This window comes from Streptomyces sp. DH37, assembly GCF_029813835.1.
Classification (GTDB): domain Bacteria; phylum Actinomycetota; class Actinomycetes; order Streptomycetales; family Streptomycetaceae; genus Streptomyces.
Genome location: NZ_JARVKV010000106.1, coordinates 1 through 11692 on the forward strand (window position 1 = coordinate 1; position 11692 = coordinate 11692).

Annotated in this window: 8 protein-coding genes; 5 read left to right on the plus strand and 3 right to left on the minus strand. The window is 72.0% G+C overall.

All coding sequences use genetic code 11. From position 1 onward, the window contains the following. Window positions 1-92: 92 nt before the first annotated feature. Together car and QC029_RS29410 are read right to left on the minus strand one after the other, a co-directional pair. The gene (gene car / locus QC029_RS29405) at window positions 93-3518 is read right to left on the minus strand and encodes a carboxylic acid reductase (RefSeq protein WP_279558888.1); all 3426 of its coding nucleotides are present in this window, start codon (window positions 3516-3518) and stop codon (window positions 93-95) included. Window positions 3519-3911: 393 nt separating this feature from the next. Continuing rightward, complete coding sequence (locus tag QC029_RS29410) at window positions 3912-4820, minus strand: zinc-binding dehydrogenase (RefSeq protein WP_279558889.1); 909 nt, start codon at window positions 4818-4820, stop codon at window positions 3912-3914. Between the two features lie 254 nt (window positions 4821-5074). Between QC029_RS29410 and QC029_RS29415 the strand changes: the two genes are divergently transcribed. Next, complete coding sequence (locus QC029_RS29415; RefSeq protein WP_279558890.1) at window positions 5075-5782, plus strand: ScbR family autoregulator-binding transcription factor; 708 nt, start codon at window positions 5075-5077, stop codon at window positions 5780-5782. Between the two features lie 65 nt (window positions 5783-5847). Further along, on the plus strand, window positions 5848-6612 hold the full coding sequence (locus QC029_RS29420) for an SDR family NAD(P)-dependent oxidoreductase (protein ID WP_279558891.1): 765 nt from the start codon (window positions 5848-5850) through the stop codon (window positions 6610-6612). A 28-nt stretch (window positions 6613-6640) separates the two neighbouring features. Here the strand turns inward: QC029_RS29420 and QC029_RS29425 are convergent, their stop codons facing one another. Beyond that, the gene (locus QC029_RS29425; protein WP_279558892.1) at window positions 6641-7540 is read right to left on the minus strand and encodes a ScbA/BarX family gamma-butyrolactone biosynthesis protein; all 900 of its coding nucleotides are present in this window, start codon (window positions 7538-7540) and stop codon (window positions 6641-6643) included. A gap of 129 nt (window positions 7541-7669) precedes the next feature. On the opposite strand from QC029_RS29425, the gene QC029_RS29430 reads away from it, so the two are divergent. The 3 genes from QC029_RS29430 (at window position 7670) to QC029_RS29440 (ending at window position 11654) form a co-directional block, all read left to right on the plus strand. After that, window positions 7670-8341 carry a ScbR family autoregulator-binding transcription factor gene (locus tag QC029_RS29430; RefSeq protein WP_279558893.1) on the plus strand — a complete coding sequence of 224 codons (672 nt, stop codon included), beginning with the start codon at window positions 7670-7672 and terminating at the stop codon, window positions 8339-8341. A 339-nt stretch (window positions 8342-8680) separates the two neighbouring features. Beyond that, a complete protein-coding gene (locus QC029_RS29435; RefSeq protein ID WP_279558894.1) occupies window positions 8681-9847 on the plus strand; it encodes a transposase in 1167 nt (388 codons plus the stop codon). Window positions 9848-10475: 628 nt separating this feature from the next. Beyond that, window positions 10476-11654 carry a transposase gene (locus QC029_RS29440; RefSeq protein ID WP_279558895.1) on the plus strand — a complete coding sequence of 393 codons (1179 nt, stop codon included), beginning with the start codon at window positions 10476-10478 and terminating at the stop codon, window positions 11652-11654. Window positions 11655-11692 lie beyond the last annotated feature (38 nt).

Below are 11692 nucleotides of genomic sequence, written 5' to 3' on the forward strand. Positions count from 1 at the left end.
GCCGGCCGGCCCCGGTGAGGGGGCCGGCCGGCCGGTGGGCCGATCCGGGGGACGCCGCCCGGCCGGGGCCCCGTCCCCGCGCGGCGGTGCGCTCAGGCGGGCAGCAGCCGCTCCAGATCGGACGCGTACTTCCTGATGAGGGCTCGCGACAGGTGCGGTACGTCCCCGTCCGGGCCGATCCCGGCGGCCCGGACGGCGGCCCGGAACCGGTCGGAGGGGATGACGGACCCGGGGACGGCCTCCTCGGGGTCCTTGAACCCGTGGACGATCGGCAGCGCCGAGTGCTTCCGCTGCGCCTCGGGCAGCGCGCGCATGGCGGCCTCGAACCGGGCGAGCCAGTCCGCGTGGTCGTCTATCCGCTCGATCCGGTGGCCGTCGTCGGCCAGCCAGTCGACGAAGGTGTCGAGCGATATCCCGTCGTCGTGCGGGTTGACCAGGCTGAAGGTCCGGTATCCCTCCATGCCCTGCCGGCCTCCCAGTTCCACGACGGCCGCGGCGGTGAAGTCCACGGGCAGCCCGTCGTAGTGGGCCTGCCGGCGGTCCCCCCCGTCGTCGGTCCGGTAGAAGGAACGCGGCGCGATGCCCGTGGCGATGACGCTGAACAGAAGACGCGTGAACATGTCCGGGACGTTCAGCTGCCCGCCGTACCGGCTGTGCGCGAGGATCATGTTCGAACGGAAGGTGGTGACCGGGAGCCCGCAGAGGTCGTGCGCCTCCCGCAGCAGGACCTCGCCGGCCCACTTGCTCGTCGCGTAACCGCCCGCGTAGCCCCCGTCGACCTCCTGGACGGGTATGGCGACGCGGATGTCGGAGTCCTCGTCCACGGCCGGCTGCCCGGCCCGGGAGGTGGCGACGGCCACGCTGGAGATGTACGTGAACGGCTTGACCCGGCCGGTGAGCGCCAGCCGGATGAGCTCGGCGGTCCCCACGACGTTGGCCTCGAACAGGTGGTTGTAGGGGAGGACGTGGTTCACGAGGGCGCCGGCGTGGACGATCAGGTCCACGTCGTCGCACAGCCGCTCCCAGGTGGGCTCGTCCAGTCCCAGCCGCGGCTCCGCGATGTCGCCCGCCACGACCTCCAGGTGCCCGGCGGCCAGCTCCCGGAACCTGCGGACCAGGTCCGCGTCCCCGCCGGCGAACGCCTCCTCCAGCCGCTTCCCGGCCGCCGCCGCGTCCTCCCCGCGCACCACGCAGACCAGCTTTCCGCCCGTCCGGGCCAGCTGTTCCAGCCACTCCAGGCACAGGAAGCGGCCGAGGTAACCGCTCGCTCCCGTCAGCAGGACGGTCCGGGGCGGCTCGCTCGGGCGGGGAAGGGCCCGGGCGCCGGCGATCGTCTGCGCGTCGATGAACTTGTCCAGGGCGAGGTCCTCGGCGTGGACCCGGGTGCTGCCCTGGCCGTGCACCGACTCGAAGGTGGGCCGCTCCAGCGCGCTCTCCCGCTTCGCCTCGATGTACTCGGCCAGTCGCCGCAGGTCGTACGCCGGGCTGATGACCGTGTCGATGGGAACCCGGACCCCGAAGACCTCCTGGAGCAGGTTGGAGAAGGCGACGGCGGACAGGGAGTCCCCGCCCAGGTCCCGGAAGCGGGCGGTGGGTTCCACCTCGGCCCCCGAGCCTCCGAGCAGCGCCCGGGTGGCCCGCCGGACCGTCTCCAGCACGGGCCGTTCCGCGGCCGTGCGGCGCACTTCCAGCAGCTCCTCGGCCTCCCGCGCGGACACGTCCGCGTACAGCTGCTCGAGTCTCTCCCCGTACCGCTCCTGGAGCCGGGGCCACAGCAGCTTCCGGTGGTCCGAGAGCAGGCCGTTGGCCTGGCTGAACGGTTCGGTCTCGATCAGGAAGTCACGGGGGATCTCGTACGAGTTCAGCCCCGCTTCCTTCGCGATCTCCTGGAAGGACTCGGCGAGGAGCCTCTTGAGGGTTTCCGGCTCGCTGCCGAACTTCTCCAGGGCGTCGGGGGTCGGGACGACCACGGCGAGCAGGTACGACCTCTCGCTGTTGCCGTACACGAAGATCTGGCGGACCAGCGGACTGGCGGCGAAGACGGCCTCCAGGCGCGAGGTGGCCACGAACTCGCCCTGGGACAGCTTCAGGACGTTCTTGCGGCGGTCCACGACGGCGAGCCGGTCCGGCCCGACCTCCGCGACGATGTCCCCCGTCCTGTAGTAGCCGTCCTCGTCGAGGAGCTGCGCCATCAGCTCGGGCCGCTTGTAGTAGCCGGGGATGATGGCCTCGGTCTTCAGCAGGAGCTCCCCCCGGGGATGGGGCGAGTCGGTGCGGTAGTAGCCGAGTTCCGGCACGTCGTCCAGCTTGTAGTCGATCACCGGCGGACGCAGCAGCTCGCCGTCGACCATGACGCCGGCGGCCTCCGTCGAGCCGTAGACGTTGTGCAGTTCGAGCTCCAGCAGGGACTCGATGAACGCGGTCAGCTCGGCGGACAGCGGCGCGGAACTGCAACTGGCCCAGGTGACGCGGCCGCCGAGGACCTCCTCCCGGAACTTCTTCCTGACCTCCGTCTCGACCGCCTCGCGGTCGACACCGCCCACCGTCCGCCGGTCGACTTCGCTTTGGTACTTCTGGTGGATCATCTCGCACACGCGCGGCACGAGCGAGATCTCCGTGGGGCGCACCAGCGCGATGTCCTCGAAGAGGGTCGACAGGTCGCTGCTCGCCGTGAAGTAGCTGACCCCGCCGCGCGCCAGGGTGTTCTTCAGCGAGGAGTGCCCGGCGACATGGCTCATCGGCATGTAGTGGATGTTGACGGCGTGCTCGTCGGAGAAGAGCTTCGACCAGGCGCCTCCCCACATCGCGGCCGCCAGCCGCTCGGTGTAGATGGCGCCCTTCGGCGTCCCGGTGCTTCCCGAGGTGTAGATGAGCATGGCCGGCGCGTTCTCGTCGTCGGCCGTGTGCAGCGGGACCTCGGGCAGCGCGGTCCCCCGCTCGACGACCTCCGCGAGCGTGTGGACGGCCAGGTCGCGCCCGGCCCGCGCCAGGCGGTCGCACACGGACGTGAACTTCTCCCGCTGGGCGTCGACCTCCGGGTGGTAGTCGAACACCACCAGACGCCGGACCGGCGAGTCGTCCGGGAGGGCCTCGACCGCGACGTCCAGGCGTTCGAGGCTGGTGGCGAGGACGAGCGGCTCGGTCTCCTCGATGACGGACTTCAGCTGCGGCAGCGGGGAACTGGACTGGAGCGGGACGCTGACCGCGCCGAGGCATATGCAGGCCAGGTCGAGCGTGGCGTAGTCGCGGCTCGTGAAACCGAGGATGGCGACCCGGTCGCCCGGTCTCACCGGGTTCCGCGCGTCGTGGTGCCATTCGTTCGCCACCGCGCGTATGCGCTCCCACAGTTCCCTGTAGCTCGTGGTCTCGTACTGCGGCAGCAGACGGAGCGATACACGGCCCGTATCAGGATCCCGAGAGAACGCCTTCACCCGTTCACCGACAGCGGGCCGGTCCGCGTGGCGCTCCATCACATTTGCCAACACCTGCGCAAGTCGCATTCTTGATCTCCGCGTCACATTGTCGGACGACTTTCATGGCCGGGAATCGAATGACTGGTGCTCGTCGGCGTACACGTCGGCTACGCCACATTCTTCGGGACGGCAGTCCGGTCCCTTGTCTCCAACTCGCGGCCCGATGCTACCCAGGGCCGGGTCGGACGCCTGAAAGGAGAACGACGATCTGTCACAGGAATGGCGATCTGTCATGTCGGCCGCGCGGAAAGGGGCGTGTCACGGCCGGCCCCGGAGGCCGGGGGCGCGGAAGCGGCGGCGGAGGGCGGCACAGGAGGGCCGAGGAGGAGGGCGGCACAGGGGAGCGGCGGAGGGAAACGGCGGAGGAGGGGCCTCGTACGGCCCGGGGCGGCGGCATGACGCCTGTCCGCGGCACGGGCCGTCCGGGCGTGCGCGGCGCTACGGGCGCAGGACCACCTTGCCCACCGTGCGCCGGGCCAGCAGGTCCTCGTGCGCGCGCCGTGCCTCGGCAAGGGGGTAGACGTACCGCACCACCGGCCTGATCCGGCCCTCCGCGACCAGCGCGAGGAGTTCCTTCAGCGGGCCGTGGACGGCCCCGGGGGCGGCCAGTGTCGGACGCAGCCAGAAACCGACGACCGAGGCGTTGAGCCGGCCGAGGCGGGCCGGATCGACCGGGGTGAAGCCGCTGCGCGCGGCGTTCCCGTAGCTGACCAGGCGGCCCCGGGAGGCCAGCGAGTCCAGCGCGCGGTCGAAGAGTTCGCCGCCGACTGCGTCGAGGATGACATCGGCCTTCTCCTCCAGGGGGTGGGAGGTCACCGCGTCCGCGCCGAGTTCCAGGGCCAGGCGCCGCTTCTCCGGGGAGGAGGCCTGTGCCCACACGCGCGCCGCTCCGAACTCCTTCGCCAGCTGGACGGCGAGACTGCCGACACCTCCCGCGGCGGAGTGGACGACCACGGTCTCGCCGGGACTCATCCGGGCCGCGGAGCGCAGCAGGTGCCAGGCGGTCAGCCCCTGCACCAGCAGGGCGAGCGCCGCGCCGGCGTCCAGGTCCTCGGGGATCTCCAGGACGGCCGACTCCTTGGCCACCGCCTGTTCCGCGTAACCGCCGGAGACCCTCGCCAGGACCCGCCGCCCGTCCGCGGTGCGGCCCACCACCTCGCTGCCGGGTACGTGGGGCAGCGTGCCCGCGACGGGATAGGAGCCGTCGACCTGGTGCGTGTCGGCGAAGTTCACGCCGGCGGCCTCGACGGTGATCAGGACTTCCCCGGGGCCGGCCGCGGGCGTCGGTAAGTCCACGGGCCGGAGGACTTCCGGGCCGCCGAAGCGGTCAATCTGAATGGCAAGCATGCAGGGTACGCTACCGCGCCAGTCTCCATAACGCCTGTACCACCCGAGTTCCCGACGTGGTAAGAGTTGTGGGGTGCATGTGGATATGCATACGTCGCTCCCGGCGCGACGGCGCCCCCGGGCACCGGTCTTCGCCGGGCACGGCCTGACCTGGCCGCTCGGCGGCCGGACCGAAAGCCGGATGCCCCCATCATCACTCCGCGGCATATTCCCATGCGTTCCCTCCATCGCTCACCACCTCCTCGGAGTGCCACATGGCCAAACAGGACCGTGCCGTACGTACGCGTCGGGAATTGATTCATTCCGCCGCAGAGATTTTCGACCGGGCCGGTTTCGCCGATGCCTCCATCACCCAGATCTGCGCCCGGGCCGGCGTCAGCCACGGTGCCCTGCACTTCCACTTCGGCAACAAGCAGGCCCTGGGCGAGGCGGTGGAGTCCGCCGCGGCGCGGACGCTGCTGTACATCACCGGGAACGTCCCGCTCCGGCACCCCATGCCGCTGCAGCTCCTCGTCGACACCTCGCACGCACTGGCGCAGTGGCTCTCCTGCGACCCGGTGCTGAGGGCCGGTTTCGGACTCGGTCGCGACGCCACCTGGCACGGCCACGTGGACCTGTGGCAGCAGTGGCAGGAGTGGGTCCAGTTGATGCTGACCGTCGCCAGGAACCACGGCGACCTGGCCTCCGACGTGGTGCTCGACGAGGCCGCCTCCGCCATCACGGCCGTGGTCGCGGGGCTCGAGGTGCTGGGGCGCAACGACGTCCGCCGGCACTCGTGCCGGGCGATCACGCCGTTCTGGCGGCTGGTGCTGCCGCAGTTGTCGGCGGAGGCGGTGCGCGACCGGATCGACGCGGCGGGTAGCTGCACGGCGCCCTCGGCGGCGCGGGAGCGGTACCCGGACGAGGCCGCACACGACGACTGGAGGCCCTCGGGAGTCTGCGACGCGTTACCGGACTGCTGACCTTCGAGGCACCTCCGGGGAAGGTACCGCGGCGCGCCCGGGAACGGACCTGGCACACTTCTGCCATGACCGGTGGCCTCCTCTTCGGCAAGGTAGCCCTCATCACGGGTGCGAGCAGCGGTATCGGCGCGGCAGCGGCACGGGTGTTCGCCCGGGAGGGCGCCGCGGTGGTCCTCACCGCCCGCCGGGAGGACCGGCTGGCCGCCCTGACCGGCGAGTTGCGCGAGGAGGGGGCCCGAGCGGCCTACGTGACCGGCGACGTCTCCCGCGCCGAAGAGGCGGCCGGGGCGGTGGACTTCGCCCTGTCCGAGTTCGGACGCCTCGACGCGGCCTTCAACAACGCGGGGATCGGCGGCGACCGCACGCCCCTGCACCTGATGCCGGACGACGTCTACGACGCCATCATGGACACCAACGTCCGCGGCGTCTTCAACTGCCTGCGGTACCAGATAGCGGCGATGCTGGAGCACGGCGGGGGCTCCATCGTCAACAACAGCAGCGTGGGCGGCCTGGTGGCCATCCCGGCCGCCGCCCCGTACATCGCCTCCAAACACGCGGTCGTCGGCCTCACCAGGGCCGCCGCCGACGAGTACGCCAAGCAGGGCATCCGCGTGAACGCCGTGGCCCCCGGCACCACGCGCAGCGAGATCACCGCCGACTGGTTCGGCCGGAACCCCGGGCTCGAGGACATGGTCAACTCGCTGACCCCGCAGGGGCGCACGGCGGAGCCGGAGGAGATCGCGGCGGCGGCGGCCTGGCTGCTCAGCGACCGGTGCCCGTTCCTGACCGGTACGGTGCTGCCGGTGGACGGCGGCTTCGTCAACCAGTGAGCCGCCGCCCCCGGCCGGGGTCCCGCCGTTACGGTCCCACCCCGACGACGTCGACCCGGAAGGCCGGCTTCCCGCCCTGCCGGCCGACCACCCGGACGGCCGGGCGGCCGGTTCCGGTGGACGGCAGCGGCTCGGCCTCGATCCAGCACGGCCGGTCGAGGTCGACGTACCGTTCGAAAGCGGCGTCGACGCCGGTGACCGTGAGGGGCTCCGGGGCCAGGAGAGCGCGGGCGGCCTGGTCGGCCGCCTCCAGCAGCGCCAGTCCCGGCACGTGGTCCACGGGGTGGTCGAAGAGCAGGTGGTTGCGCGGGTCGTTGCGGAGCACCCAGCGGCGCGGCCGGTCGCCGGGCGCGAGGACCACGTCGGTGGCGGAGCACCGGCCCACGAGTTGCGGGGCGACGGGAGCCGGCACGGGCCACTCCCCCCAGCCGACGGCGTGGCCGGTGCCGCGCAGACGCCGGTAGACCACGGGTGAGACGTGACCGAAGTCCGCCTCCGAACGGGCCACTTCGGTGCCGTCCCGAAGGATGCGGAAGCTCATGCGCAGGGAGCCGGCGGTGCGGCGGCGCCCGGTCTCCGTCACGGTGGTCCGTACCTCCAGCGGCAGGGTCCCGCCGCGGGGGACCCGGAGACCCGGGTCCACGGTGATGGCCAGGGCGCTCAGCACCGTCTGGTGGGTGCGGGGGACCCCGTACTCGGCGTGCGCGACGAGTAAGCCGCTCTGCCTGACGGTCTGGGCGAGCACGCGCGGGTCGTACGGCAGGTCACCCGGAACGGCCGGCCACCTGACCCCCACCGCGAACTCCCGTGCGCCGGTGCGCTCCCAGCCCGTGACGAGTACGGACTCGGCGCGTTCCAGGTGGGTGTAGACCCCGAGCAGGGAGGACGGCACTGCGGACGACGTCGGTATGAGAGCGATATCGGACACGTTTCCCCCTCTATACGGCTGGTCTGACCACTACGGTGAATCGTACGGTTGAAATACCGGACCTACGGTCTGTTTCAGGCTGAGGCAAGGGAAGTTTCAGACCCCGGTAACCGGGGCGGGGAGGCGAGAGTGGCACGGCAGGAGCGCGCGGTTCATACCCGCAGGATCATCCTCGAGGCGGCGGCGGAGCTGTTCAACGAGTTCGGGTACGACGCCACGACCATCAGCGGCGTCATCGAGCGCGCCCGGCTCACCCGAGGCGGCCTGTACTTCCACTTCACCTCCAAGGAGCAGCTGGCGCGTGGGGTGCTCGATGAGGCGGTGACCCTGGAGGGGCTGACTCCGCAACCCTTCAAGCTGCAGGAATGGGTGGACCTGGCGCTGCTCCTCGCCCACCGGCTGCCCAAGGAGCCGATACTCAGCGCCTCCCTCCGGTTGTCCGTCGACGTCCGGTCCCGCGCCCTGTTCGGAACCCGCTGGCCCGACTGGATCGACGTGGGGGCGAGGATGCTGACCGAGGCCCGGGAGCGGGGCGAACTGCTCGTGCACACCGACCCGCTCGAGGTCGCGAGGCTGTCGGTCGGAGCGTGGACGGGGATACAGCTGGTCACCGAGAGCCTGCCGGACCGCAACCTGCCCGAGGAGGTGTCGTGCTTCTTCAGACTCATCCTCCCCAACGTCGCCACCCCCGGCGTCCTGGCGAAGCTGGACACCTCGCCGCACCGCGCCGACCCCCTGCTCCGGACGGCCGGGAGCCCTGTACTTCCCCCTCTTCCGCCTGGTGAGGCGCGGTCCTCGTAAGCCGGCGGCCCGGACACGGCCCTCCCCCGCATCCGCCCCGGCACCCTCGCGCCGGTGCCCGTTCCCACCGGCGGCGCGGCAGGCGGCCTCCCCGAACCTTCACCGCGACCTGTTTCCCCGTCTCCCGACCCCCGCGCCGCCGGAGGACCGCGCGAGCCGTGCCGTTCGGCATCGCAGCAGGTCGGAGGGATCCACGGAGAAGGGGAGCAGCCACGCGCACTCGGGGCCTGTATAAAGAAACAGGACACCAGACCTGTTTCCAGGGCGCGAGGCTGGCGACACCCGTGCGGCGCGGCACGTCACCCCGCCCGGCGGGGTGACGGTTGACGGGGGGCCACGATGCGAGACCTTCAGCGGCACGCGGACACGTCCGGGAGACCGGCCGCCCCGCCGGCGCTGGACGCCGAGCTGTGCGAGTCGCTCTTCGGCTCGCTCCAGCGCAGCGATCAGCGGGCCAAGGCACAGAAATACGTCCTCGGCCTGCTGTCGGTGCGGGGGCGCAAGACGCTGCGGAACATCGCGGCCCACTTCGGCGGGGCGGCGGCGCAGCAGAACGTCCACCACTTCATCAGCACGTCCCCCTGGGACTGGATGCCGGTACGGCAGGCCCTGGCCCGGTACGCGCACCGGGCGCTGGCACCGGACGCCTGGGTGGTCAGCTCCCTGCTGATCCCCAAGACCGGCCCCCACTCCGCGGGCGTCGACGAGCAGCCGGCGCCCACCGGGCAGGTCTTCAAGGGCCAGCACGCGGTGGGGGCCTGGCTGGCGTCCGGACGGTCGGCCGTGCCCGTCCACTGGCATCTGCGCCTGTCCGCCCGCTGGGGGGCGGACCCGCTGCGGCGGCGCGCGAACATCCCCCCGGACGCCGCGGTCGGCACCGTAGAGGAGTGCGTCCGCCAGGCGATGTCCGACGTCCTGGGCACCGACGGCGTGCCGCACGGGCCGGTCGTCGTGGACGTGGCGGACGTGGACGCCGTGTCGGTCGCGTGCTTCCTCTCCTCGGCGGGGATCCCCTTCGTCATCCGTGCGGACTCGGACACCCGGTTGCGGCTCGACCGGTCCAGACTGCCCAGGCACGGCGGGCAGGAGCGCACGGCGGGGGAACTCGCCGACGCGCTTCCGCACCTTCGGCAGCGGGTGAACCCCGGCGACGGCCTGACCACGGCCTCGGCGATACCCGTGGCGGCGTCGCCCGCCCGGAGCGGCAGGATGCTGCTGCTGGGCGAGTGGGGTCCGGCCGGGCAGCCGCGCCGCCGGGTGTGGCTCACCAACGTCGCCGCTCCCGCCTCCGCCCTGCGGCTGGCCCGTCTGTCCGACGCCGTGGAGCGGGACTTCGCCGCGATCTCGGAGAACGTGGGGATGCGGGACTTCACAGGGCGGTCGTTCCCGGGCTGGCACCACCACATCACGCTGGCCTCCGTCGCCCACCTCGCCGTCGCTCTGGAATCGCCGGCTCCGGCCCGAGCGAGTGATACAAGCCACAATAAAAGCATTACCGTCCGGTAACTTGACACTCTCCCTCTACCGCCCGGTACTCCGCTCCGCCCGCTGCCTACTCTCTGGGAGCGGACCCGCGGGCACCGCCACGGACACCGCCACGGGTGCCGCACGCGCCGGAAACGGAACAGGAGCCATCCAGTGCAGTCCGCCGCCACCCCCGAACCGCCGTCCGTGACGGCCGACGGCAGACCGCTTCGAACGGCCCGGGAACTGGCCGGTCCCGCCGTGACTCCGGCGTCCGGCCCCCGTGGCCCGGCGGTCGCGAAGGCCGTCGCCGCGGTTCCGGCCCCCACGGGCGGAAGACGGCGCGGGCCGTCGGAACGCGCGGTCCGCGCGGCCCGAGAGGCGTCTCGGTCCTCCCCCGCCGCCCCGGACGCCCGCCACCCCGACGGAGACGACCGTACCGAACGGCGGGATCCCGTGCCGGCGCGGGCCGTCGTCCGAGGGAACAGCCGCACCGGGGGCCGGCCGGCCTTCCGGCCGGGCGGGAGGGCGCGTCCACCACGTGCCGGGAACCCCGCCTGATCACACCTGACGTGAACCCCCCTCACCATCAGGGAAGAGGCAGGAAACCATGGACATGGTCGATATCGGCACACGTGCCGCAGAAACGGTACATCACACACGTACGCTACTGCGGCCCGATCCCTGCAGCGGACCGCTCGCCGACCTCTGCTCGACGTTATTCACCTCGTTACCCCGCAGCGACCAGCACCGGAAGGGCATGCTGTACCTGCGCGGGCTGCTGGAGACACCGGGACGCAAGTCGATCCGCAACATCGCGGCGGTGCTCGACGGCGAGGCCTCGGAGCAGAACCTCCACCACTTCATCTGCAACTCCACGTGGGACTGGGTTCCGATTCGCCGGGCACTGGCCGACTACCTGCTGGGCACGTCCCGCCCGCAGGCCTGGGTGGTGCAGCCGATGGTCATCCCCAAGACCGGACGGCACTCGGTGGGAGTGGAGAGGCACTTCTTCCCCGCTCTGGGACAGGTGCTGAACGCGCAGTTGGCCATCGGCGTCTGGGCGGCCTCGGAGAGGACGAGCTCTCCGGTCAACTGGCGCCTCCACCTGCCGGGGACCTGGCTCAAGGACCGCCACCGGCGGAGCCGGGTGTCGATTCCGGAGGGGATGGGCGTGGAGACCCTGGGCGAGTGCGTGATCGAGGCCTGCCTCGAGACCACCGCGAGATGGGGTCTGCCCGTCCGGCCGGTGGTGCTCGACGTGGGCGGGACCCACACGGCGATGGCCTTCGGGAAGCTCAGCGCCGACGGGACGCCGCTCCTCGCGAGGGTCGACGGCGACCTCCACCTCACCGTGGCGGATCCGGTCCTCTCCGGCTGCGGAGGCGGCCCCCTGTCCGCACACCAGATCATGAGACTGGCCAAGAACCTGCGGCGCCCGGTCCTGGAGAGGGAGACCGCCCCGGGAGCCGGGAAGCGGACGGTCCTGGCCGCCACCGTCCGGGTCCGCCTGCCGCGCCCGCCCGGGCGCCGGGTGCTGGGGGGACCCGGACGCCGGACGGCCGAGGGAGGAGCGGCGGGCGGCGAGGAGTTGCTGCTGCTGGGCACGGGCGAGGACGGCGGGCGCTGGCCGGCCGAACTGTGGCTGACCAATCTGGTGACCACGCCGCCCGCCTCCCTGGTGAGGCTGGGCGGACTCGCCGACAGGACGAGACGGGACTTCAACGAGATCGCGGACCGGGTGGGCCTGCGGGACTTCTCGGGCCGCTCCTTCGACGGGTGGCACCGTCACGTCACCCTCGCCTCGGCCGCCCACGCAGCCGTCGCGCTGGCCCGCCACGTCGACTGAGACCACCCGTCCCGCCCTCCGGGGGCGGGGGGCACGGC